The organism is Streptomyces canus, assembly GCF_030815415.1.
In the GTDB taxonomy this organism is placed as follows: Bacteria; Actinomycetota; Actinomycetes; order Streptomycetales; family Streptomycetaceae; genus Streptomyces; species Streptomyces canus_F.
In genome coordinates this window covers 2239628-2262587 of sequence record NZ_JAUSWW010000001.1, presented here as the reverse complement: position 1 = coordinate 2262587, position 22960 = coordinate 2239628, and the positions used below count along the sequence as shown (strand labels likewise).

Sequence of the window (22960 nt, the reverse complement as noted above, 5' to 3'; positions counted from 1 at the left end):
CGGATATGCGTTTGCCCGTCCCGGCCCCCGGGCCGCAGAATGCGGCCCCATGGGACATCTGGAAGCCGCACACCTCGAGTACTACCTCCCCGACGGGAGGCCGCTGCTCGGCGATGTGTCCTTCCGGGTGGGCGAAGGGTCCGTCGTGGCCCTCGTCGGACCCAACGGCGCCGGCAAGACGACCCTGCTGCGGCTGATCTCCGGAGAGCTGAAACCGCACGGCGGGACCGTCACCGTCACCGGCGGCCTCGGCGTGATGCGCCAGTTCGTGGGCTCCGTACGCGATGAGACGACCGTACGGGACCTGCTGGTGTCGGTGGCGCAGCCCCGCATCCGCGAGGCCGCGCGGGCCGTCGACAAGGCCGAGCACCTCATCATGACCGTGGACGACGAGGCCGCGCAGATGCAGTACGCGCAGGCCCTCTCCGACTGGGCCGAGGCGCACGGGTACGAGGCCGAGACGCTGTGGGACATGTGCACCATGGCCGCGCTGGGCGTCCCCTACGACAAGGCCCAGTTCCGCGAGGTGCGCACCCTCTCCGGCGGCGAGCAGAAGCGGCTCGTGCTGGAGACGCTGCTGCGCGGCAACGACGAGGTGCTGCTGCTCGACGAGCCCGACAACTACCTCGACGTGCCCGGCAAGCGCTGGCTGGAGGAGCGGCTGAAGGAGACCCGCAAGACGGTCCTCTTCGTCTCCCACGACCGTGAACTCCTCGCCCGTTCCGCCGAGAAGATCGTGTCGGTGGAGCCCTCGCCGACGGGCGCCGACGCCTGGGTGCACGGGGGCGGCTTCGCCACGTACCACGACGCCCGGCGTGAACGCTTCGCCCGCTTCGAGGAGTTGCGCAGGCGCTGGGACGAGAAGCACGCCCAGCTGAAGAAGCTCGTCCTGAACCTGCGGCAGGCGGCCTCCATCAGCCATGAGCTGGCCTCCCGCTACCAGGCCGCCCAGACCCGGCTGCGCAAGTTCGAGGAGGCCGGCCCGCCGCCCGAGCCGCCGCGCGAGCAGGACATCACGATGCGGCTCAAGGGCGGCCGTACCGGAGTGCGGGCCGTCACCTGCAAGGGGCTCGAGCTGACCGGCCTGATGAACCCCTTCGACCTGGAGGTCTTCTACGGCGAGCGGGTCGCCGTGCTCGGCTCCAACGGCTCCGGCAAGTCGCACTTCCTGCGGCTGCTGGCCGGGGACACCGTGGCGCACTCGGGGGAGTGGAAGCTGGGCGCGCGCGTCGTGCCCGGGCACTTCGCCCAGACGCACGCGCACCCCGAGCTGCTGGGCCGCACGCTCCTGGACATCCTGTGGACAGAACACTCCCAGGACCGGGGCGCGGCGATGTCGAGGCTGCGCCGCTACGAGCTCACCCAGCAGGCCGAGCAGACCTTCGACCGCCTCTCCGGGGGCCAGCAGGCCCGCTTCCAGATCCTCCTGCTGGAGCTGGAGGGCGTCACTGCCCTCCTCCTGGACGAGCCCACGGACAACCTGGACCTGGAGTCCGCCGAGGCCCTCCAGGAGGGCCTGGAGGCCTTCGACGGCACGGTCCTCGCCGTCACCCACGACCGCTGGTTCGCCCGCTCCTTCGACCGCTACCTGGTCTTCGGCAGCGACGGCCGCGTCCGCGAGACGCAGGAGCCGGTGTGGGACGAGCGGCGGGTGGAACGGGCGCGGTAGTTCCCGATACGCGGGCCCGGGGGCCCGGATGTTCGTAGAGTGGGTGCGGAAAGGCGAGATCCACGGTTCTGTCCCGATGCCGCTCGGGGGTACTGCTCACCGAGCGGGTACTCGAAGCCCATGAACGCACACGACGAGTGGGAAACCGCCATGACCGGAGTCGACCCCAGCAGGCTGGACGACCAGCAGCTCATGAAAGAGCTGGAGACCATCCACCGCACGCGCCACGACACGCTGCTCCACGCCTCGAACGACGCGCTGCGCGCCCACAACGGCCGGATGGCCGAGCTGGAGGGCGAGTACCTGCGCCGCAACCCCCGGCGCCCGGTCGCCGCCGGCCGCACCCGCGAGGGTGCCAGGCAACGCGGAAGCGGGGAGTCGGCGACTCCCCGCCTCTGACCCTCTGACCCTCTGGCCCTCTGACCGCGCCCGCTAGCGGCGGGCCGGCGGCCGGTCCCAGTGCCGGTGCGCCCCGACCGCCTCCACGAAGGCGCGCACGAACTCCTCGCTCGCCGCTCCGGGCGAGGTGTCCGTCACGACGCCCTGGTCGCGGACCACGCGGTGGAACTCCGTGGACACCTGGAGACCCTCCGGTTCCAGGGCCGACAGCACGCCCACGCCGGAGCCGAGCGCGCCCACCGGCTTGCCGTGCCGGTACGCGTCCCGGACGAAGCGCATCGCGTCCTGGTCGGCGGTGAGCGGCGGGGTGCCCGTGGGGCCGCCGGGCAGCAGGACCGCGTCGTACAGCACGGAGGCGACGGTCGGCAGTGCGCGGTCGACCGTATACCGTTCACCGTCGGCACCGGCGACCGTGCCGTCCGTCGCCGCCAGCGCCTCCACGATCGCCCCCTCGGCGGCCAGCGCATCCCGTACCGAGACCACCTGCTCGGCGTCCACGCCGTCGGTGACCAGCACCGCGATCTGCCGGGTGCGGATCGAGCCGTCGCCGCGCAGGGACTCAAGACTCAGCGCGGGGGAGAGCAGCTTGTTCGGCGTCTCGCCGGGCACGGCCGGATCCGGCACCCCGATGCCACGGGCCACCTGGACCGCCAGCTCACCGTCCACCTGGGCCAGTTGCTCGACCGTACGGGCACGGACCGCCATCGCGTCGACCTTGCCCAGCTCGAACCGGAAGGCCGCGACGATGTGCTGTCGCTCCCACTCGCTCATGCTCTTCCAGAACAGCGCGGGCTGGCTGTAGTGGTCCTGGAAACTCGGGCTGCGGCGGCGGATCTTGGCGCCGTCGACGCGCTCCGCGTAATGCGAGTACGCGCCGGCGTCGGCACCGGCGTGGGCCGGGCAGCCGCCGCCGAGCGAGTTCGGAAAGTAGTTCGTGCCCCTGTGGATCGTGCTCTGGCCGTACCCGTCACGCTGGTTGGTCCGCACGGGCGCCACCGGCCGGTTCACCGGCAGCTGGGCGAAGTTGGGGCCGCCCAGGCGGATCAACTGGGTGTCCAGATAGGAGAAGTTGCGGGCCTGGAGCAGCGGGTCGTTGGTGAAGTCGATGCCCGGGACCACGTTGGCCGTGTGGAAGGCGACCTGCTCGGTCTCGGCGAAGAAGTTCTCCGGGTTGCGGTTCAGGACCATCCGGCCGATCGGCCGCACCGGCACCTGCTCCTCCGGGATGAGCTTCGTGGCGTCGAGCAGGTCGAAGTCGAAGGCGAACTCGTCCTCCTCCGGTACCAGCTGGACACCCAGCTCCCACTCCGGGTACTCACCGGCCTCGATCGCGTCCCACAGGTCACCCCGGTTGAAGTCCGGGTTGCGGCCCTGGCACTCCTGCGCCTCGTCCCACACCAGCGAGTGCACGCCCAGCCTGGGCTTCCAGTGGAACTTGACGAACGTGCCGCGTCCCTCGGCGTTCACGAACCGGAAAGTGTGCACACCGAAGCCCTGCATCATGCGGTAGCTGCGCGGGATCGCCCGGTCCGACATCAGCCACATGATCGCGTGCAGCGTCTCGGGCTGCAGCGACACGAAGTCCCACAGGGTGTCGTGGGCGGAGGCGCCGGTGGGGATGTCGTTGTGCGGCTCGGGCTTCACCGCGTGCACGAAGTCGGGGAACTTGATGCCGTCCTGGATGAAGAAGACCGGGAAGTTGTTCCCCACCAGGTCGTAATTGCCCTCCGACGTATAGAACTTGGTGGCGAAACCGCGCACGTCCCGCACGGTGTCCGCCGAGCCCTTCGGCCCCTGCACGGTCGAGAACCGCACGAACACCGGTGTCCGCACAGCCGGGTCCTGGAGGAAGGCCGCACGGGTGAACTCCGCGCAGGACTCGTACGGTTCGAAGTAGCCGTACGCGCCCGCGCCGCGTGCGTGCACCACCCGCTCCGGGATGCGTTCGTGGTCGAAGCGGGTCAGCTTCTCCCGGAAGTGGAAGTCCTCCATCAACGTCGGACCGCGCTCACCGGCGGCGAGGGAGTCGTCGGTGTGGTCGACCTCCACGCCCTGGTCGGTGGTGAGCGGGCCGCCCGCCGGGTCCTGCGCCCGGTGGGCCTCGAGCTGCTCCTGCTTGCGGTCGCGCGGGGTGTCCATCAGGCGGCCTCCCGCGCGAACACGTCCAGGAACGCCTCGTCGAACGCCTTCAGGTCGTCCGGCTTGCGGCTGGTCACCAGCTTGCCGGCGCCGTGGTCGCAGATCCTCACCTGCTCGTCGACCCACGTGCCGCCCGCGTTGCGGATGTCGGTCGCCAGACTCGGCCAGGAGGTCAGCACCCGGCCGCGGACCACGTCCGCCTCCACGAGGGTCCACGGGGCGTGGCAGATCGCGGCGACCGGCCGGCCCTGCTCGAAGAAGTCCCTGACGAACCGGACCGCCTTCTCGTCCGTCCGCAGGTTGTCCGGGTTGGCCACGCCGCCCGGCAGCACGAGCCCGCCGAAGGAGTCCGCCGTCGTCTCGCCCACCACCTCCTGGACGGGGAACGTGTCCGCCTTGTCGAGGTGGTGGAAGGCCTGGATGGTCCCGGGCTTCGTGGACACCAGGACGGGCTCGTGGCCCGCGTCCACGGCGGCCTTCCACGGCTCGGTGAGCTCGATCTGCTCGACGCCCTCGGGCGCGGTCAGGAATGCGATACGCATGAATCCTCAACGTCCTTTCGTGGCACGCCACTCGGCCTCGTCGCTCGGCGCGCGTTTCTTGTTCCGTCGGGCCGCCCGCCGGCAGCGCAACAGCTCCTCGCCGTACGGCAGCAGCACACAGCTGCCGATCGCGGCCGCGACGCCCGCCAGATAGGCACGGGACAGCGGCCGCCGCCGCGGCACCAGACGCCATGCGTCCGGATCGCCGCGGCCCCCGCGCAGCAGGGACTTCACCTGGTCGGCGTGCAGACACATCAGCGAGGCCAGCGCACCGAACGGCAGCGACTCCAGAAAGCTGTGGATGTGCTGCTCGATCGGCCGGACCTCACGGCCGCTGTCCACGGCCGTCCGCACGTCCCACAGCGCGGTCGCCTCGTGCACCGCCGCGCCGCCCAGCTGCACGGCGAGCAGGGCCGGGTTGACCTCGTAGCGCAGCGTGGCGGCGATCGGGATGCCGACCTCGGCCATCATCAGTGCGTGGATCACCGACTCCTTGGTGCCCGCCGTGTCCTCGATACGGGTGCGCCGGTGCATCATCCAGTCGGCGAGTCCGGGCACGAACCAGCTCGGCAGCAGCCCGTACAGCAGATAGCGGGTCGTGACCTCGCCGACGTCGACACCGCCGGCGCTCGTGGCCCGGACCTCCATGGCCTGGTCCCGGCTCACACGGTGTCCTGGTGGTCGGGTGCGGACCTGCTGATCTCGGCGAGCACCGAGCCGGGGTTCTCCGCCTCGGCCAGGTCACCGAGGCTGACCACGCCGACCGGCAGCCCCTCCTCGACGACCGGCAGCCGGCGCACCGCGTGCGCCCGCATCAGCGCCGCCGCGGCGGCCACCGGGTCGTGCGGGGCGACCAGCACCGGGTCCGGGGTGCACACCGATCCGGCGCTCGCCGTCAGCGGATCGACGCCCTCGGCGACCGCCCGCACCGTGATGTCGCGGTCGGTGAGCATCCCGACGATCCGCTGTCCGTCGGCCACCAGGACGTCGCCGATGTCCTGCGCGCGCATCAGCTGCGCCGCCTCGACGAGCGAGGCGTCCGGGCGGACGGCGACCACCCCCGGGGTCATGACGTCCTTCACGAGTTCAGCCATCACTGTGGGCCCTTCCTCGGTCTTCTCGGCTGACGCCGCCCGCAGTACCCCGGGGGCCGGGCCCTATGCGCCGGGCCGGGTCAGCGCCTGGGCCAGCTCCTGCACGGTCGCGTAGTGCTCCTTGTGCGGCAGCCGCGCCACGGCGTCGACCAGGGTGTCCGGCGCGTACGCGCGGCGCAGCGTGCCGGCCAGGTGGTGCGCGCTCGCCGGGAACGCGCTGCGGTTCAGATGCCGGGCCAGCTCCATCCGGACCACTCCCAGGGACGCCCGGGAGCCGCCCGGCGCCACGGGCCCGCCCGCGATCTCCGGATCGTCGTCGGCGGTCGGCTCGGGGTCGTGCCACTCCTCGCTCCGGGTGGGATGCCCGGACCTCAGCAGGCCTTGTAGTTCGTGCTTCATCTCGTCGTCGCGGTGGACGCTCAGCCGGTCGCTGCCACGCTGCATGGCGCTCCTTCCAGATCTTCGGGGGTGGGCTCCGCGTACCCGAGGACCGGACCCCGACACGGGGGTTTGTCCTCCCTTTCGGGGGAGACCCGGCCGGACGCCCCCCACGCGATCCCCGGGGAGGGAAACGCCATGGTGCTACTCGCTGTGCTCATCCCGCTCCTCATGCTCGGCACGGTGCTGGCACTGGGCCGCTACGAGGAGCTGCTCCTGCCCACGGAGCGGGAGGAGGCGGTCCCGCTGCCGCCTACTTCTTCTCCCGGCCCGGCAGGAACTCCTGCACCTTCGCCTTGAACCCCTGTTTGATCATCGAGCCGCGGTCCGCGTCGCCCTTCAGGATCGACGCGGCCGTCGACTCCATCTGGTCCCAGGTGGCGTGCGGCGGGATCGGCGGCACGGCGGGGTCGGTGAGGAACTCGATCACCGCGGGCCCGTCGGCCTCGAGCCCGGCACGCCAGCCCGCCTCCACGTCCTCGGGCTTCTCCACACGGATGCCGGTCAGGCCCAGGGAACGGGCGAACGCGGCGTACTGCACGTCCGGGAGTTCCTGCGAGGGCAGGAACGAAGGGGCGCCCTCCATGGCGCGCATCTCCCAGGTGACCTGATTGAGATCGTGGTTGTTCCACACGGCCACCACCAGCCGCGGATCCTCCCACTGGTCGCGGTACTTGGCCGCCGTGATCAGCTCCGCCATGCCGTTCATCTGCATCGCGCCGTCCCCGACCAGCGCGATCGCCGGCCGGTCCGGGTGAGCGAACTTCGCGCCGATGGCGTACGGCACCCCGCAGCCCATCGTCGCGAGCGTGCCGGACAGCGAGGACCGCATGCCGTCCCGCATCGTCAGGTGGCGCGCGTACCAGTTGGCCGCGGAACCGGAGTCGGAGCTGACGACCGCGTTCCCGGGCAGCAGCGGGTCCAGGACATGGGCCACGTACTCCGGGTTGATCGGGTCCGCCGACAGGAGCGCCCGCCGCTCCATGATGTCGCGCCAGCGCCGTACGTTGTCGCACACCGTGTCGTACCACTCGCGTCCGCGCTCCGCGTTCAGCAGCGGGATCAGCTTCTCCAGGGTCGCCTTGGCATCGCCGACGAGATTCACCTCGTACGGATAACGCATCCCGACCATGTGCGGGTCGATGTCGATCTGCACCCCGCGCGCCTGGCCGAAGTCCGGCAGAAACTGCGTGTACGGGAACGACGATCCGATGGTCAGCAGGGTGTCGCAGTCGCGCATCAGCTCGTACGACGGACGGGTGCCCAGCAGGCCGATCGAGCCGGTGACGTACGGGAGTTCGTCGCTCAGCGCGTCCTTGCCGAGCAGCGCCTTCGCGACGCCCGCGCCGAGCAGTTCGGCGACGCGCGCCACCTCGTCCCGCGCGCCCGAGGCGCCCTGGCCGACCAGAATGCCCACCTTGTCACCGGAGTTGAGGATCTCGGCCGCCCGCAGCAGCGACTCCTCGGACGGCACGGCCGTCCAGGAACTGCGGTCCAGGCTGGACGGCACCATCTTGAACTCGTGGGTGGGGGCCGAGTATTCGAGCTCCTGGACATCGCCCGGGATGATGATCGCGGTGGGGGCGCGGCGCGCGTACGCGGTGCGGATCGCGCGGTCCAGGACGTTCGGCAGCTGCTCGGGGACCGTCACCGTCTCCACGAAGTCCGAGGCGACGTCCTTGAACAGGGTGTGCAGATCCACCTCCTGCTGGTACGAGCCGCCCATCGCGGTGCGGTGCGTCTGGCCGACGATCGCCAGCACCGGCACATGGTCCAGCTTGGCGTCGTACAGACCGTTGAGAAGATGGATCGCGCCGGGTCCCGAGGTGGCCGCGCACACTCCTATGCGACCGCTGAACTTGGCGTAGCCGACCGCCTCGAACGCCGACATCTCCTCGTGCCGCGACTGGATGAACCGCGGCCGGTTCTCGGCCCGGCCCCACGCGGCGAGCAGGCCGTTGATGCCGTCACCGGGATAACCGAAGACATGGTCCACACCCCACTCGCGCAACCGCTGCAGGACGTGGTCGGAGACCTTGGTGCTCATGGACGGGACCTCCCGGACATAGGGGCATACGGCCCCTTACGAGTGACCGTGCGGGCTCCCGGAAAACCTGGGCCCGGGTTTGCGGCCCGGGGCCGGGGGCAGGCGCACCCACAGTGCTTCGGACAGGAGGCACGTCCGTGGGAAAGGCTCCGAGGCCGCCCCGACTGTGTCTGTCCGGCCGCGCTCCCACGGTGACCGTCCAACCCAGAGCACCGACTAGGGAGTTGCGACGCACCATGTCCCTTCGAGTGAGCGCGAAGCACCACCCGCACGACGACGCCCCCGACACCGCGGAAGCCTTCCGCAGGCTCGCCGCACTGCCCCCGGGCCCGCAGCACGACGCCCTGCGCGACCGGATCATCGAGGCCTGGCTGCCCATGGCCGACCGGCTCGCGGGCCGCTTCCGCAGCCGCGGCGAGAGCTTCGACGACCTGCGCCAGGTCGCGGCCCTCGGCCTGGTCAAGGCCGTCGACCGGTACGACCCGGAGCGCGGCAACGCCTTCGAGAGCTACGCCGTGCCGACCATCACCGGCGAGATCAAGCGGCACTTCCGCGACCACATGTGGACGCTGCACGTGCCCCGGCGGGTCCAGGACCTGCGCAACCGCGTGCGCTTCGCCTCCCAGGACCTGTCGCAGACCATCTCCGGGCGGCGGCCCACCGTCGCGGAGATCGCCGCGCACGCGAACATGAGCGAGGAGGACGTCCTCGTGGGGCTCGAGGCGCTGGAGAGCTTCACCGCGCTGTCGCTGGACGCGGAACTGCCGGGGAGCGAGGACGGGTACTCGCTGAGCGACGCTCTCGGGTCGGCGGATCCGGCGCTGGACACGGTGGTGGACCGGGAGGCCGTGAAGCCTCGGCTCGCCGCGTTGCCGGAGCGGGAGCGGGCGATCCTGTACATGCGGTTCTTCGGCGACATGACGCAGTCGCGGATCGCCGAGCAGCTGGGGATCTCGCAGATGCATGTGTCGCGGCTGATCAGCCGGTGCTGCGGGCGGGTGCGGGAACAAGTGATGAGGGACGCCGCGTAGCGCGTGGGAGACGGGTCCGACGTCACCCGCTTGGCCGTGCACGTCCCGCCAATGGGGTCCGGCCGCGCGCGGGGCCGGGTTCGCCGGGCTGTGATGGCTGCGTGCCCTCGCAGCCGCAGGCCTAAGGAGCCCACCCCATGCGCCGCACCGCCCGTGCCCTGTCCGTCGCCGTTCTGGCCGGTGTCGCCGTGGGCGTCGCCGTGCCGGTCGCCTTCGCGGACCCGGCCGCGGAGGTCGGCCCGAGTACCGTCCAGCCGGGCGCCAGTGTCACCGTGTCCGTCGCCTGCGACCCCACCGGCGGCACGGCACCGGCCACCCTCGAGGCCACCTCACAGGCCTTCGACGAGGAGACCGTGCCGCTCCAGCTGGTCGCCGGGAACGACGCCGCGGTGTCCGGGCCCGCCTATCGCGGGACCGCCCGGATCGCCTCCGCCCAGGATCTGGAGACCGGCTCCGACGCGGCCGGCGAGGACTCCGCGTGGACCGTCGACGGCACCTGTCCGGACGCGCCCGGCGGCCAGGGCAAACAGTGGAGCGCGACCTTGACGGTGACCCACGGTGGCGAGAGCCACGCGTGCACCGAGCCGCGCACCGAGAGCTGCTCCGCCGCCACCACCGTCCAGCGCGGCGTACAGGCGGGCCAGGGCGGCGCCTTCACCGACTCCGTACCCGCCCTCGTCACCGGCGGCCTCCTGATCGCGGGCGCCCTCGGCGGGGCCGTGTACCGGGTGCGCCGCAAGGAGTCCCGCGCGGACGTCTGAGCCGGGGAGTGTGACCGGCGCAACTCGAGCGGATTCCTATCGGCGTACGCCACCCTGGGTACCCGGACGCCGAGGCGCCGCCCCCGTCGTACGGAGGGAGAACCGGGGAGCACACCCGACGGCACCGTGACCCAGCAGCTCACCCGGAGGTACGGATGCGGCGGACGGATCCCGAAGGCCACGGCCCCGTCCGCTTCGGGCCGCCACTGCCCGCCGACGGACTGCCGGTGCTCCCCGAACTGTCGGCCGTGCTCGCCGCCGCGGCGCCCCTCGGAGGGAGCGAACCCGTCGGCGGCGGGCCCGCCCTTCTGGAGGCCGCGTGCGCATACTGGGCCCGGCGTGGACTGTCCGCCGGGCCCGAGCGTGTGGTGGCGGCGCCCGGCGCCCCCTCGCTGCTGCTCGCCCTGACCGCCGCCCTCGGCGGGGACGTCCTGGTGCCCCGGCCCTGCGCGGCCTGGTGGGCGCCGTACGCGCGGCTGTTGGGAAGACCCGTGTTCCATGTGGGGACACCGGCGGAGTGCGGCGGGGTACCGGACCCGTACGCCCTGCTGGAGACCGTGCGCCGGGTCCGTGACGAGGGCGGAGACCCCCGGCTGCTCGTGCTGTCCGTCGCCGACGACCCCACCGCCACGGTGGCCCCGCCCGAGGCGGTGCACGAGGCCGTGGAGGCCGCCGTCGGCGAGGGACTGCATGTGGTCAGCGACGAGACCTGGCGCGACACCGTGCACGCCCCGCACGACACCGTGCTGATCGGACCCGCCGAGATGCTGCCGGAGCGGGTCACCGTCGTCACCGACCTGGCCGGTGCCCTGCTGCCGCCGGGCTGGCCCGCCGCCGTCGCCCGCTTCCCCGAGGGGGAGATCGCCGACGACCTCCACGCGCGCGTGCTGGACGTGCTCACCGCCCTCGGCGCCCGCGTCGCCGCCCCCGTCGCCGCCGCGGCCGGGTACGCGCTGACAGAACCCGAACCGGTCACCACGCGCGTGGCGGCCACCGTGCGTCTGCACGCGCGCGTGGCCGCCGCCGCGCACGCCGCCGTCGTTCCGTCCGGCGCCCTGGCCCGGCCCCCGCGGGCCGGCCGGCATCTCTACGTCGACCTCGGCCCGTTGCGCACCGCGCTCGGCGCGCACGGGGTGGGCGACGCACAGGACCTGGAGGAGTTCCTCACGGCCCGGCTCGGTCTGCCCGCCCCGGGCGGCCATCGCTTCGGCGACGACCTGGGCGCCCTGCGCGTGCGGTTGTCGACCGGTTCGCTGCTCGCCGGAACGGACACGGAACTCGAGGAATGCCTCAGTTCGCCCTCACCGGTGGAACTGCCGTACACGCAGCGCGCGTTGATCACTGTGAAGTCGGTCTTCGACGACCTCCGCGATGACGCTCAGCGATGGGAGCCTCCTCGATGACGCAGCAGTCCGAGTCGACCAGCACGAGTACGACCGTCCGGGACGCCGACGAGCCGGCGGCCCTCTCGCCCTTCGCGCCGCCCGTCCCGCCGCTCGCCGAACCCCGGCCGCTGGGCGAACACCGGGTGTGGCCGCGGACCTTCCACGACCGACTGACCGCCCCGCTGCCCGGCCTCAAGGCCATGGCCCGGTTCGCCCGCGAGGGCTCCGTCCGGCCCGGCCGGGAGAGCCTCGCCGACATCCCTCGCCTGCCGTTCGAGCCCGGCCCGCTGCCCCGCGTGGACGCCCGCACGGTCGCCGTCTCCTGGGCGGGGCACGCCAGTTGGGTGGTGCGGATCGGCGGGCTGACCATCCTCACCGACCCCGTCTGGTCCCGCCGCATCCTCGGCACTCCGGCCCGTATCACCCCGGTCGGTGTCGCCTGGAACGCGCTGCCCCCCGTCGACGCCGTCGTCATCAGCCACAACCACTACGACCATCTCGACGCCCCCACCCTGCGCCGGCTCCCGCGCGACACCCCGGTGTTCGTGCCCGCCGGACTCGGCCCCTGGTTCCGCCGCCGCCGCTTCACCCGCATCACCGAGCTGGACTGGTGGGAGGCGGCCGAACTCGACGGCGTTCGCCTCGACTTCGTCCCCGCGCACCACTGGTCCAAGCGCAGCCTCACCGACACCTGCCGCAGCCTGTGGGGCGGCTGGGTCCTCACCGACCGGGACGGACAGCGTGTCTACTTCGCCGGCGACACCGGCTACGGCCACTGGTTCACCCGCATCGGCCGGCGCTACCCCGGCATCGACCTCGCCCTCCTCCCCATCGGCGCCTACAACCCCCGCTGGTGGCTCAGCGACGTCCACTGCGACCCGGAGGAAGCGGTACGAGCGGCCCAGGACCTGGGCGCGCGCAGAATGGCACCGATGCACTGGGGCACGTTCGTCCTGTCGGCAGAACCGGTCCTGGAACCCCTGACCAGGGTGCGGGCGGCGTGGGCGAAGGCGGGCCTGAACAGGGAGAACCTGTGGGACCTACCGGTAGGAGGATCCCGGGTCCTGCTTGGCCGACGCTGATGGGGACTCACCCAGGGGCGCGGGGCTGTGTCAATCAGCGGCTCCGCCGCTGGGCGCGCGACCAGCCACAGCACACCCGCACCCCGCAACGAAGCCTCAAGCGGCAGGCCGGACCCGCCGCCACACACTGGGCGCCAGACTGATGACCACGGTCAGCACCACCGCCGCCACCACCCCCTCCCAAGGCTCCTTGAACAGCGACCCACCCAGAATCCCGATCAGCTGGTAGGTGACCGCCCAGGCCAGGCACGCCGGGAAGTTGCCGCGGACAAACCTCCGCATCGGCCATTTCGCCATGAGGCACGCCAGCATCACCGGAATGCGACCGGCCGGCACGAGCCGGGACAACACCAGGACGGTCACCCCATGATCGGCCAGCTTCTCCTGCGCCTGCGCAAGCCGCTCCTCCGGCGCCCGCGACCGGATCGCCTCCAGCCACCGCGACCCGTTCTTCGACTTCATCCCACGCCGCCCCAGCCAGTACAGCGTCGCGTCCCCGAGGAACGCGGCCAGCGACGCCGTCACGAACACCAGGGCCAGAGAGAAGGGCGCCGTCTGATGGAACGCCACCACCGCCGCCGTACTCACCAGCGCCCCCGTCGGCACCACCGGCACCAACGCCCCGATCAACACCAGCAGAAACAACGACGGATACCCGAGCGCCTGCTGCGTCGACTCCGGCGCCGTCGACGCCGCCGCCAGCCAGCTCACCGGGCCACCCTGGGGCGCACAGTCTGACCGTGCTCCAGCAGATGCACCGCCACGCCCGGCGCACGCTCGGCCGCGAGTCGCACGAACTCCTCGCCGGGGGCGTGGAATTCATGGGGGCGCACGGCGTCCATCCCGATCGGCCAGTACGTGCCGTAGTGCACCGGCACCGCGCTCACCGGTTCGAGCCGGGCCAGCGCCTCGGCCGCCCGCCCCGCGTCCAGATGCCCTTCGCCCAGGTACGGCCCCCAGCCGCCGACTGGCAGCAGCGCCACGTCGACCGGCCCGACCTCCTTGGCCATCTCGTCGAACAGCCCGGTGTCCCCGGCGAAGTAGGTGCGCGCCTCGCCCTCGACGACGTAGCCGAGCGCGGGGGAGCGGTGTCGTCCCAGGGGCAGCCGTCGCCCGTCGTGCCGGGCCGGGACGGTCCGTACGACCACGTTCCCGATCACCGTCTCGTCCCCGGGCGCCACCTCGTCGACCTGGAGATGGGCGAGGCGGCGCAGCCCGGGTACGGCCTGGGCGGCGCCCCGGGGCACGAGCAGGCGCGTGCCCGGTGCGAGCCGGGCCAGCGAGGGAACGTGCAGGTGGTCGGCGTGCAGATGGGAGACGAGCGCCACGTCCGCGCGCCAGGCGGCGGGCGCCGGCACCGCCCCGCGGCGGCGGCGCAGATGCGCGAGTCGGCGGGCGAACAGAGGATCGGTGAGCACGCGGACGTCCGAGTCCTCGACCGTGCAGGTGGCGTGACCCCACCAGGTGATCTCCACCGGCACCTCTTTGCCTCCTTCGCGCGACTCCCCGAAGCCTACGGGCAGGAGTATGGTCGGCGGCGAAACCCGGAGGTGAGGGGGACGCCATGGGACCGATGCGGGTCACGGCGATCGCGAGTCTGACGCCGTTGGAGGAGCTGGAGGCGGATCCCTTCCTGGTGGACTCCCGCAGCCAGCACGCGATGTGCGCTCGCTGGGCGGCGGAGCGGGGCTACATCGTCAGCCGGGAACTCCTCGTGCGGGGTCTGCGTGCCGACCACTGCGTCCTGTGGGACGGCGTCCGCCCGGGCAGCGACCTGTTCGTCGCACCCAGCCACCGGGTCCTGGAGAGCGCCCTGTCCTCCGTCGAGGAGTTCGCCGCCGAGTGCGCACGGCGCGGGGTGCGGGTGGAGACCGTGGGGCGCGCCGAACCGTCGTACGACGCCCAGATGAAGGCCAGGATCCACCGCCGGCTGTCGATGCCGACCGCGGGCTACGACGGCCGCTGACACCTGCCCGGGGACGCCGGGGGCCTCCGCCCGTTGTGACAGGGTGGGTGCAGGCCCGCACCGACGACGGGCCCGGGACGTGAGGTGTGCGGGGCGTGCGAGGCGGGCGTTGGCGGCGGGTCGCCAGTCAGACGGGGCGGAGCGTCGCGGTGTGGGCGGTCTCCACGCTCACCATGCTCGTGCTCGCCGGCATCCTGCCGGAGTTCCAGCTCCGGTCCGCGGACGGTGACAGCGCCACCGACATCGCGGTCACCGCGGCCCTGGGCGCCGGCGCCTTCGGTGTGCTGTCGGCGCTGGTCTGGCCGCTTCTCGTACGGCTCCTGCTGCTGGTGCCCGCCCTCGTGCTGGGTCTGCTGGTGTTCTTCCTCAACGGCGCGCTGCTCCTCGTGGCGCTGCGGCTGAACCCGACCGAGCGGGGCGCGGCCGCGTGGGAGACCGCGGTCGTGGTCGCCGCCGTGATGTCGGCCGTCGCCTCCGCCACCGGTGCCGCCCTGGCCGTGCGCGACGACGACGCCTACCGGCGCCGGCTCTACCGGCTCGCCGACCGCCGCCGCAGCGCGGGACCGGGCGGCCCCGTCACGCCGGGGACGGTCTTCCTCCAGCTGGACGGTGTCGGCCACGACGTCCTGGAGGCGGCGGTGAAGAAGGGCCTCATGCCCACCGTCGCCCAGTGGCTGGACGGCACCCACCGGCTCACCCCGTGGCGCACCGACTGGTCCAGCCAGACCGGCGCCAGCCAGCTCGGCATCCTGCACGGCAGCAACGAGGACGTGCCGGCCTTCCGCTGGTACGAGAAGGACAGCCAGGAGGTGATGGTCTGCAACCGCCCCACCAGCGCCGCCGAGCTCCAGCGCCGGGCGGTGGCCCGTACCGGTGACGGCGGGCTGCTCAGCGCCGACGGCGCCAGCCGCGGCAACCTCTTCAGCGGCGGCGCCGACGAGCAGGCCCTCGTGCTGTCCATCGCCACCCGCCGCCGCAGCCGCGAGACCCGGTCCCGCGCGGGCTACTTCGCGTACTTCTCCGACCCGGCCAACGCCGTCCGCACGGCCCTGTCGTTCTTCGCCGAGGTCGGCCGGGAGATCGCGCAGTCGACCAGGAGCCGTGCCCGCCGGGCCCGCCCGCGCGTCAAGCGCGGCGGCCTCTACCCCCTCATCCGCGCCTTCGCGACCGTCGTCGAACGGGACGTCGTCGTCGCCGCGGTGATGGGCGACATGCTCGCCGGCCGCACCGCCGTCTACGCCGACCTCGTCGCCTACGACGAGGTCGCCCACCACTCCGGACCGCACAGCCGCGACGCCGAGAAGGTCCTCGAACGCCTCGACCGTTCCCTCGCGTTGATCGAGAACGTCGTCGAGCACGCCCCGCGCCCGTACCGGATCGTCGTCCTGTCCGACCACGGCCAGAGCCCCGGCGAGACCTTCCGCACCCGCTACGGCCTCTCCCTCGGCGACCTGGTGCGGGCGGGCTGCGGGCTGCCGGTGCCCCGCAAGGCGCAGCGCACCCACAGCGGCGCCGAGGCCCGCGCGGCCGTGCGGGCCGCGCTGCGCATCCCCGTCGAGGATCGCGACGAGCAGCGCCGGCCCTCGCACCGCCGCTCGGAGCCGCTCGTGCTGGCCTCCGGCAACCTCGGCCTGGTCTCCTTCCCGGACGTGCCCCACCGGATGACCAAGGAGGAGATCGACGCCCGCCACCCCGCCCTGCTGACCACGCTCGCCAACCACCCGGGCATCGGGTTCCTCCTCGTCCGCAGCGAGGAGCACGGCGGAGTGGTCCTCGGGCCGTTCGGTACGGAGATCCCGGTCGGCCGACTCGACGAGGAGCCGGGCCCGTTGGCCGCCTTCGGGCCCGGCGCCGCCGACGTCGTACGCCGCACGCACGGCTTCGCGCACACCGCCGACATCATGGTCAACTCCTGGTACGACCCGGTCGACGGCGAAGTCCTCGCCTTCGAGGAGCAGATCGGCTCGCACGGCGGGCTCGGCGGCGCCCAGGGCCGGCCGTTCCTGCTGTCGCCCGTCGTCCTGTCCGCGCCCGTGGCGGACACCGAGGAGCTCGTCGGCGCCGAGCAGGTCCACCGCGTCCTGTGCCGCTGGCTGCGCGAATCCGACGGCCCCCAGGTGCCTGTGACGGCACGTCAGGACGAGGAGCGGCGCGCGGCCTAGCTCTCGGCGTCCGCCGCTCCTCCATACCCCCATGAACGGAGGAGCGGCTCACACGGAGGACCGCGCACACCGTGTCACCGCGGCACGGGTTTGCCCAGGGCACATTCCGGTCACTGCCGCGCACCCCGCACGTGCCGGCCCGTCCCACCCGTGAGCGGCTCCGGTGGTACGCCCCCCGCGCCCCGGGCCCGGAAAATCGTGTGCGTCCCGCGGCGGCTGCGCACACACTGTTCGCATCGGACCCCGCGCACCAGCGCGCCCTTCTCGAACATCCCCTGGAGCCACTGCGTGCAGGCTGCCGTCACCGTCACTCCCGCCCGGATCCCGGAGCTGCTGCTCGGTCTCGCGACCGTGCGGCCGGTCTTCATCTGGGGCGCCCCCGGCATCGGAAAGTCCTCACTGGTACGGGAGTTCGCCGAGTCCCTGGGACTGGAGTGCGTGAGTCTGCTGGGCACCCAGCTCGCTCCCGAGGACCTGATCGGCGTGCCGCAGATCCGTGACGGACGCTCGGTGTTCTGCCCGCCGGAGGCGATCGCCCGCGACGAGCCCTACTGCCTGTTCCTGGACGAGCTCAACGCGGCGACCCCGGATGTGCAGAAGGCGTTCTACTCGCTGATCCTGGACCGCCGTATCGGCAGCTACGACCTCCCGGCCGGCTCGATCGTGATCGGCGCCGGCAACCGGGCCACCGACAACGCCCTCGCCCGCCCCATCGCCTCCGCGCTCGTCAACCGGCTCGCCCACGTCCATCTGGAGGCCTCCGCGAAGGACTGGCTCGTCTGGGCCGCGGGCAACGGCATCCACCCCTGGGTCCTGGACCACCTCATCGACCGGCCCGACCACCTGTGGTCCAAGCCGCCCAAGACCGAGGAGCCGTTCTCCACGCCCCGCTCCTGGCACATGCTCTCCGACGCCCTGCACTCCTTCGGCCGCGGCCTCGACGAGGAGACGCTGAAGGTGATCGCGCACGGCACGCTGACCCCCGCGCACGCCGTCGCGTTCTGCGGCTACGTCAAGATCGTGCGCGGCCAGTACGGCATCGAGGCGATCATCAAGGGCGACGCCCGCTGGCCGCACCGCATGGCGGACCGCGACCTCCTGTACTACCTCGCCGAGTCCTTCCGCGGCCGTCTGGTCAAGGAGCTGCCCGCCAGCAAGGAGCACCTCTCGGCGTCCGCCCAGCAGACGGCGTACCGCGCCAAGTCGCTGCTCGTCCAGCTCGCCGAGATCTCGGTGGAGGTCGCGCAGAGCGTCATCGCCCCGGACACCGACGGCAACCCGCTGCTGCCCGCCTGGTTCCTGGTCGAGGCGGCCCGTGACATGCCGCGGCTGGTGGAGGCGCGGCAGTGAGCCGTACGCGCGCCGCGAAGCCGCCGAAGAAGGACCTCGCGGCCGAGGCCTTCGCCGAGGGACTGCGGCTGGTGCGGGCCAACCGGGCCCTCGCCGCGATCGGGTTCAGCACCTGCCGCAAGGCGGACTGCCCGCACTCGCCCGCCTCCGGGCTGGTCCGCGTCGACTCCGACGGCACCCTGCACGTCCACCCCACCCGGCGCGCCGACCCCGTCGACTGGGCCTGGGCGGTCGCCCACGCCATCATCCACCTCGGCTTCGGCCACGTCCCGGCGAAGGAGGGCCACCGCACCCAGCCCGACCGGTTCGAACGGGCCGCCCGCTGCGCCGTCGTCAACCGCTTCCTGCTCGGCTTCCCCATCGGCCGCACCCCCGAGGACCTGCCGCCGTCCTACCCCGACGGCGACGAGGAACAGCTCGCCGCCCGCTGGCGCCGCGACGGCATCCCGCCCGTGTACGAGCACTGCGGCACGGCGGGCCACGAACCGGACCAACTGCTCGTGCCCTGGGACGTGTGGACGGGCGGCGCCCCGAAGGACTGGCAGCTGGACTTCGCGCACGCCCTCACCCGTACCGTCGCCACCGCCATGGACGTGGCGGGCGGCCGCCGTGCGTCGATGCGCGGCGGCTCCACCCGACTCCAGCCGTGGGAGCGGGCGTTGAGCTGGTTCGTCTCCTCCTACCCGCTGCTCGGCGGCATCGCGGCCGGCATCACCCTGGTCGCCGACGCCGAACTGGCCCGCGCCCACGACATCTCCGTCGCCGCGGTCAACGCCGAACTCGCCGAGATCTACATCAACCCGCTGCGTGAACTCGACGACGAGGAATGGCGGTTCGTCCTCGCCCACGAGATGCTGCACGCCGCCCTGCGCCACGGCGACCGCTGCGGCACCCGCGACCCGTACCTGTTCAACGTCGCCTGCGACTACGTCATCAACGGCTGGCTGGCCGACATGCAGGTCGGCACCATGCCCGACGGGCTGCTCCACGACCCCGGGCTGAAGGACCTGTCCGCGGAGGAGGTCTACGACCGTATCGCCGGCGACATGCGCCGGATGCGCCGCCTGGGCACCCTGCGCGGCAAGGGCCTCGGCGACGTCCTCGGCGGCCCGCTCGGCTCGCCCCGGGACTACGTCGACCTCGACGAGTTCTACCGCCGCGGCCTCGGCCACGGCCTGGACCTGCACCAGCGGCAGGCCCGCGGTTTCCTGCCCGGCGGCCTCGTCGAGGAGATCCGCGCGCTCAGCCACCCGCCGCTGCCGTGGGACGCCCGACTGGCCCGCTGGTTCGACGAGTTCGTGCCCCGCCCGGAGCCGCTGCGGACGTACGCGCGCCCCTCCCGCCGCCAGTCGTCCACCCCCGACATCCCGCGCGCGGGCCGGTACTTCCCGCCCGAGGAGATCGCCCGCTGCACCTTCGGCGTCGTCCTGGACACCTCCGGGTCCATGGACCGGACCCTGCTCGGCAAGGCGCTCGGCGCGATCGCCTCGTACGCCGAGGCCCGGGACGTACCGGCGGCGCGCGTCGTGTTCTGCGACGCGGCCCCCTACGACGCCGGTTATCTGCCGGTCACCGAGATCGCGGGCCGGGTCCGGGTGCGCGGTCGCGGCGGTACGGTCCTGCAGCCCGGGATCGACCTGCTGCACCGTGCCGACGACTTCCCGCCCGGCGCGCCCGTGTTGGTGATCACGGACGGCTGGTGCGACGTGCTGAGGGTGCGGCGCGAACACGCGTATCTGATCCCGGAGGGCGCGCGGCTGCCCTTCAGCCCGCGCGGGCCGGTCTTCAGGGTGAGCCGCGCCGGAGTGTGATCGGATGGGGTGCATCACCCGGAACCGGGACCACACGAAAGGACTGACCGTGGCTACCACGCGCTCCGCACACACCGTCTGGGAAGGCAACCTGCTCGAGGGCAACGGAGTCGTCACCTTCGACTCCTCCGGCGCCATCGCCGAGCAGCCGGTGACGTGGGCTGCCCGCACGCAGGAGGCCAACGGCAAGACCAGCCCCGAGGAGCTGATCGCGGCCGCCCACTCCAGCTGCTTCTCGATGGCGTTCTCGCACGCCCTCGCGGGGGCCGGCACCCCGCCCACCAAGCTCGTCACCTCCGCCGACGTCACCTTCCAGCCGGGCGAGGGCATCACCGGCATCCACCTCACCGTCGAGGGCACCGTGCCCGGCCTCGACGAGGACGGCTTCGTCGCCGCGGCGGAGCAGGCCAAGGTGGACTGCCCCGTCAGCCAGGCCCTCAAGGCCGTACCGATCACCCTGTCGGCGAAGCTCGCCTGACACTCGTACGTCCCGCGCTGCCGCGTCCCCCTCTCGAGGGGCGCGGCAGCGCGCATTTCCGGGTACCCGGAATGGGTACGCGGCATTGACAACAGCCCACTCAAGTTTTGTGCTGGAGTCCGGGAAGTGCCCTGGCGGAAGGGGACAGCGATGGGACGCGCGGTCGGGATCGATCTGGGGACCACGAACTCCGTGGTGGCCGTCCTGGAGGGCGGCGACCCCACAGTCGTCGCCAATGCGGAGGGGGCCAGGACCACACCGTCGGTCGTGGCCTTCGCCAAGAACGGCGAGGTGCTCGTCGGGGAGGTCGCCAAACGGCAGGCGGTGACGAACGTCGAGCGGACGGCCCGCTCGGTGAAGCGGTACATGGGCGACGGGAGCTGGCGCTTCCCGGACCAGGGGGATGTCGACGGCACCCGCTACCGGGCGCAGGAGCTCTCCGCGCGGGTCCTGCAGAAGCTGAAGCGGGACGCCGAGTCCTATCTCGGCGAGGACGTCACCGACGCGGTGATCACCGTCCCGGCGTACTTCGACGACACGCAGCGCCAGGCCACCAAGGAGGCCGGGGAGATCGCGGGCCTGAACGTGCTGCGGATCATCAACGAGCCGACGGCCGCCGCACTCGCCTACGGCCTGGACCGGGGCGAGGAGCAGACCGTTCTCGTCTTCGACCTCGGCGGCGGCACCTTCGACGTCTCCCTGCTGGAGATCGGTGACGGCGTCATCGAGGTCAAGGCCACCAACGGCGACACCCATCTCGGCGGCGACGACTGGGACCAGCGGGTCATGGAGCACCTGGTGAAGAAGTTCCAGGGGCAGTACGGCATCGACCTCGGCAAGGACAAGATGGCGCTGCAACGGCTGCGCGAGGGAGCCGAGAAGGCCAAGATCGAGCTGTCCAGCTCGTCGGAGACGACGATCAACCTCCCCTACATCACCGCCTCCGCCGAGGGCCCCCTGCACCTCGACGAGAAGATGACGCGCGCCCAGTTCCAGGAGCTGACCGCCGACCTGCTCGACCGCTGCACGACCCCCTTCCACCAGGCCGTCAAGGACGCCGGCATCAAGCTCGCCGCGGTCGACCACGTCATCCTCGTCGGCGGCTCCACCCGGATGCCCGCCGTCACCGACCTCGTCAAGGAACTCACCGGCAAGGACCCGCACAAGGGCGTCAACCCGGACGAGGTCGTCGCCGTCGGCGCGGCCCTCCAGGCGGGCGTCATCCGCGGCGATGTGAAGGACGTCCTGCTGCTCGACGTCACCCCGCTGTCCCTGGGCATCGAGACCAAGGGCGGCATCATGACCAAGCTCATCGAGCGCAACACCACGATCCCCACCCGCCGTTCGGAGATCTTCACGACGGCGACCGACAACCAGCCCTCGGTGGGCATCCAGGTGTACCAGGGCGAGCGGGAGATCGCCGCGTACAACAAGAAGCTGGGCGTCTTCGACCTGACCGGACTGCCGCCCGCGCCGCGCGGCGTCCCGCAGATCGAGGTCGCGTTCGACATCGACGCCAACGGGATCATGCACGTCTCCGCCAAGGACCTGGCGACCGGCCGCGAACAGAAGATGACGGTCACCGGCGGCTCGGCCCTGCCCAAGGACGACATCGACCGCATGATGCGAGAGGCGGAGCAGTACGCCGAGGAGGACCACAACCGCCGGGAGGCGGCCGAGACCCGCAATCAGGCCGAGCAACTCGTCTACCAGACCGAGAAGTTCATCCGTGACAACGACGAACGCGTCCCCGCCGACACCAAGTCCGAGGTGGAGTCGGCGATCTCGGAGCTGAAGACGCTCCTGGAGCAGAACGCCGACACGAACGCGCTGCGCACCGGCGTCGAGAAACTCGCCACCGTCAGCCAGCAGATGGGCCAGGCGATGTACGCCCAGGCCCAGTCGGAACCCACCGACCAGCAGCCCGCGCCTCCCGGGGAGGAAGGCGTCGTGGACGCGGAGATCGTCGACGACGACAAGGACCCCAAGGGCGGGGCGGCCTGAGAGACCGGCCGCAGCGGGCTTCACGGAGGGAAACGCGCATGGGTGACCACAGGACACGACGCGCACGGTCAGCCGCTCTGGCGGCCGGTTCGCTGCTCGCGGGGGCCGCGGCCGTGGGTGTGGCCGGGGGTTGGGACACGCCGGACAACCGGGACTGGTCCGTGGACGCGGCCCCGGCCGGCCACCACGAGAACAGCACGGACGGCCACGTCGACGGCGCCGCCCCGGCCGGCCACATCGACGGCGGCTGACGAACTACGCGCCCGTCTTCTCCCGACCCCGCCGCTCCGGCCGCGGCCCCAGCTCCTCGGGGCCGCGGCCGCGGTACACGACATACGGGCGGAACAGGTACGGCACCGGCGCGCTGAACATGTGCACCGGCCGGCTGTACGGCACGAACGCGATCAGCGCCGTCCCGCTGCCCGCGTGGACCTGGTACAGCACCGGAGCCACCGCGGACGTAGGGGTAGCGCACCCGGGTCCGCCTCGCGGCCACCCGTCAGGCCCATGCTGTGCAGGTCGGACGAGGGCGTGCCGGGCCGGAAGAACCCGAGGGCGGGGTCCGGATGCCGGTCACCTGCGCTCCCTTGCCGGCCCGTGCC

At 72.2% G+C, this 22960-nt stretch carries 22 protein-coding genes and 1 pseudogene; 14 read left to right on the top strand and 9 right to left on the bottom strand.

Features of this window, described 5'->3' with window-relative positions:
• The first annotated feature begins 49 nt into the window (after positions 1–49).
• Positions 50–1669 (top strand): ABC-F family ATP-binding cassette domain-containing protein, encoded by a 1620-nt coding sequence (locus QF037_RS10565; RefSeq protein ID WP_307023932.1) that lies wholly within the window; start codon positions 50–52, stop codon positions 1667–1669.
• A 120-nt stretch (positions 1670–1789) separates the two neighbouring features.
• A complete protein-coding gene (locus tag QF037_RS10560; RefSeq protein WP_307023929.1) occupies positions 1790–2068 on the top strand; it encodes a DUF6158 family protein in 279 nt (92 codons plus the stop codon).
• A 33-nt stretch (positions 2069–2101) separates the two neighbouring features.
• On the opposite strand, the gene QF037_RS10555 is transcribed toward QF037_RS10560, so the two are convergent.
• From QF037_RS10555 to QF037_RS10535, 5 genes are all read right to left on the bottom strand, one after another.
• Positions 2102–4207 carry a catalase gene (locus tag QF037_RS10555; RefSeq protein WP_307023927.1) on the bottom strand — a complete coding sequence of 702 codons (2106 nt, stop codon included), beginning with the start codon at positions 4205–4207 and terminating at the stop codon, positions 2102–2104.
• On the bottom strand, positions 4207–4749 hold the full coding sequence (locus QF037_RS10550; protein ID WP_307023925.1) for a type 1 glutamine amidotransferase domain-containing protein: 543 nt from the start codon (positions 4747–4749) through the stop codon (positions 4207–4209). Before QF037_RS10550 ends, QF037_RS10555 begins: the two co-directional genes overlap by 1 nt.
• 6 nt (positions 4750–4755) lie before the next feature.
• Complete coding sequence (locus QF037_RS10545) at positions 4756–5415, bottom strand: diguanylate cyclase (RefSeq protein WP_307023924.1); 660 nt, start codon at positions 5413–5415, stop codon at positions 4756–4758.
• Entirely contained in the window at positions 5412–5843 is a 432-nt protein-coding gene (locus tag QF037_RS10540) for a CBS domain-containing protein (protein WP_307023922.1), read from the bottom strand. The genes QF037_RS10545 and QF037_RS10540 overlap by 4 nt, the downstream gene beginning before the upstream one ends.
• A 63-nt stretch (positions 5844–5906) precedes the next feature.
• A complete protein-coding gene (locus QF037_RS10535) occupies positions 5907–6287 on the bottom strand; it encodes a DUF2795 domain-containing protein (RefSeq protein ID WP_307023920.1) in 381 nt (126 codons plus the stop codon).
• A gap of 132 nt (positions 6288–6419) precedes the next feature.
• On the opposite strand from QF037_RS10535, the gene QF037_RS10530 reads away from it, so the two are divergent.
• Complete coding sequence (locus tag QF037_RS10530) at positions 6420–6581, top strand: hypothetical protein (RefSeq protein WP_307023918.1); 162 nt, start codon at positions 6420–6422, stop codon at positions 6579–6581.
• Here QF037_RS10530 and QF037_RS10525 read toward each other — a convergent pair.
• Entirely contained in the window at positions 6535–8328 is a 1794-nt protein-coding gene (locus tag QF037_RS10525; protein ID WP_307023916.1) for a thiamine pyrophosphate-requiring protein, read from the bottom strand. The two genes, QF037_RS10530 and QF037_RS10525, sit on opposite strands and share 47 nt — an antisense overlap.
• 236 nt (positions 8329–8564) lie before the next feature.
• Here QF037_RS10525 and QF037_RS10520 point away from each other — a divergent pair, with 236 nt between their 5' ends.
• The 4 genes from QF037_RS10520 to QF037_RS10505 all read left to right on the top strand — a co-directional run bounded on the left by QF037_RS10520 (position 8565) and on the right by QF037_RS10505 (position 12587).
• Positions 8565–9359, top strand: a complete 795-nt coding sequence (locus tag QF037_RS10520) for an RNA polymerase sigma factor SigF (RefSeq protein WP_307023914.1) — start codon at positions 8565–8567, stop codon at positions 9357–9359.
• Positions 9360–9496: 137 nt separating this feature from the next.
• Entirely contained in the window at positions 9497–10120 is a 624-nt protein-coding gene (locus tag QF037_RS10515) for a hypothetical protein (RefSeq protein ID WP_307023913.1), read from the top strand.
• A gap of 155 nt (positions 10121–10275) precedes the next feature.
• Complete coding sequence (locus QF037_RS10510; protein ID WP_307023910.1) at positions 10276–11523, top strand: aminotransferase class I/II-fold pyridoxal phosphate-dependent enzyme; 1248 nt, start codon at positions 10276–10278, stop codon at positions 11521–11523.
• Positions 11520–12587: an MBL fold metallo-hydrolase gene (locus tag QF037_RS10505; protein WP_307023908.1), complete on the top strand. Its 1068-nt coding sequence runs from the start codon at positions 11520–11522 to the stop codon at positions 12585–12587. Before QF037_RS10510 ends, QF037_RS10505 begins: the two co-directional genes overlap by 4 nt.
• A 96-nt stretch (positions 12588–12683) precedes the next feature.
• Here the strand turns inward: QF037_RS10505 and QF037_RS10500 are convergent, their stop codons facing one another.
• Entirely contained in the window at positions 12684–13298 is a 615-nt protein-coding gene (locus QF037_RS10500; RefSeq protein WP_307023907.1) for a DedA family protein, read from the bottom strand.
• On the bottom strand, positions 13295–14068 hold the full coding sequence (locus QF037_RS10495) for an MBL fold metallo-hydrolase (protein WP_307023905.1): 774 nt from the start codon (positions 14066–14068) through the stop codon (positions 13295–13297). Before QF037_RS10495 ends, QF037_RS10500 begins: the two co-directional genes overlap by 4 nt.
• An 83-nt stretch (positions 14069–14151) precedes the next feature.
• Here QF037_RS10495 and QF037_RS10490 point away from each other — a divergent pair, with 83 nt between their 5' ends.
• The 7 genes from QF037_RS10490 (at position 14152) to QF037_RS10460 (ending at position 22609) form a co-directional block, all read left to right on the top strand.
• Positions 14152–14553, top strand: coding sequence for a hypothetical protein (locus tag QF037_RS10490; protein WP_307023901.1), 402 nt, complete (start codon positions 14152–14154; stop codon positions 14551–14553).
• Positions 14554–14639: 86 nt separating this feature from the next.
• Entirely contained in the window at positions 14640–16715 is a 2076-nt protein-coding gene (locus QF037_RS10485) for an alkaline phosphatase family protein (RefSeq protein WP_307023899.1), read from the top strand.
• Positions 16716–17003: 288 nt separating this feature from the next.
• A complete protein-coding gene (locus QF037_RS10480) occupies positions 17004–18065 on the top strand; it encodes an ATP-binding protein (protein ID WP_307023897.1) in 1062 nt (353 codons plus the stop codon).
• Positions 18062–19876, top strand: coding sequence for a vWA domain-containing protein (locus QF037_RS10475; RefSeq protein WP_307023895.1), 1815 nt, complete (start codon positions 18062–18064; stop codon positions 19874–19876). The genes QF037_RS10480 and QF037_RS10475 overlap by 4 nt, the downstream gene beginning before the upstream one ends.
• 49 nt (positions 19877–19925) lie before the next feature.
• A complete protein-coding gene (locus tag QF037_RS10470) occupies positions 19926–20354 on the top strand; it encodes an OsmC family protein (protein WP_307023893.1) in 429 nt (142 codons plus the stop codon).
• A gap of 150 nt (positions 20355–20504) precedes the next feature.
• Positions 20505–22358 (top strand): molecular chaperone DnaK, encoded by a 1854-nt coding sequence (gene dnaK, locus QF037_RS10465; protein WP_307023891.1) that lies wholly within the window; start codon positions 20505–20507, stop codon positions 22356–22358.
• Positions 22359–22396: 38 nt separating this feature from the next.
• Positions 22397–22609 (top strand): hypothetical protein, encoded by a 213-nt coding sequence (locus QF037_RS10460; RefSeq protein WP_307023889.1) that lies wholly within the window; start codon positions 22397–22399, stop codon positions 22607–22609.
• Positions 22610–22613: 4 nt separating this feature from the next.
• On the opposite strand, the pseudogene QF037_RS10455 reads toward QF037_RS10460, so the two are convergent.
• Positions 22614–22805: pseudogene (locus QF037_RS10455) on the bottom strand (respiratory nitrate reductase subunit gamma); the annotation flags it as partial.
• Positions 22806–22960 lie beyond the last annotated feature (155 nt).

What these genes read in the sequence shown, in the direction of transcription:
- QF037_RS10565 (WP_307023932.1), top strand. Translation starts at nt 50, where the DNA reads ATGGGACATCTGGAAGCCGCACACCTCGAGTACTACCTCCCCGACGGG.
- QF037_RS10560 (WP_307023929.1), top strand. Translation starts at nt 1,790, where the DNA reads ATGAACGCACACGACGAGTGGGAAACCGCCATGACCGGAGTCGACCCC.
- QF037_RS10555 (WP_307023927.1), bottom strand. Translation starts at nt 4,207, where the DNA reads ATGGACACCCCGCGCGACCGCAAGCAGGAGCAGCTCGAGGCCCACCGG.
- QF037_RS10550 (WP_307023925.1), bottom strand. Translation starts at nt 4,749, where the DNA reads ATGCGTATCGCATTCCTGACCGCGCCCGAGGGCGTCGAGCAGATCGAG.
- QF037_RS10540 (WP_307023922.1), bottom strand. Translation starts at nt 5,843, where the DNA reads ATGGCTGAACTCGTGAAGGACGTCATGACCCCGGGGGTGGTCGCCGTC.
- QF037_RS10535 (WP_307023920.1), bottom strand. Translation starts at nt 6,287, where the DNA reads ATGCAGCGTGGCAGCGACCGGCTGAGCGTCCACCGCGACGACGAGATG.
- QF037_RS10530 (WP_307023918.1), top strand. Translation starts at nt 6,420, where the DNA reads ATGGTGCTACTCGCTGTGCTCATCCCGCTCCTCATGCTCGGCACGGTG.
- QF037_RS10525 (WP_307023916.1), bottom strand. Translation starts at nt 8,328, where the DNA reads ATGAGCACCAAGGTCTCCGACCACGTCCTGCAGCGGTTGCGCGAGTGG.
- QF037_RS10520 (WP_307023914.1), top strand. Translation starts at nt 8,565, where the DNA reads ATGTCCCTTCGAGTGAGCGCGAAGCACCACCCGCACGACGACGCCCCC.
- QF037_RS10515 (WP_307023913.1), top strand. Translation starts at nt 9,497, where the DNA reads ATGCGCCGCACCGCCCGTGCCCTGTCCGTCGCCGTTCTGGCCGGTGTC.
- QF037_RS10510 (WP_307023910.1), top strand. Translation starts at nt 10,276, where the DNA reads ATGCGGCGGACGGATCCCGAAGGCCACGGCCCCGTCCGCTTCGGGCCG.
- QF037_RS10505 (WP_307023908.1), top strand. Translation starts at nt 11,520, where the DNA reads ATGACGCAGCAGTCCGAGTCGACCAGCACGAGTACGACCGTCCGGGAC.
- QF037_RS10490 (WP_307023901.1), top strand. Translation starts at nt 14,152, where the DNA reads ATGGGACCGATGCGGGTCACGGCGATCGCGAGTCTGACGCCGTTGGAG.
- dnaK (WP_307023891.1), top strand. Translation starts at nt 20,505, where the DNA reads ATGGGACGCGCGGTCGGGATCGATCTGGGGACCACGAACTCCGTGGTG.
- QF037_RS10460 (WP_307023889.1), top strand. Translation starts at nt 22,397, where the DNA reads ATGGGTGACCACAGGACACGACGCGCACGGTCAGCCGCTCTGGCGGCC.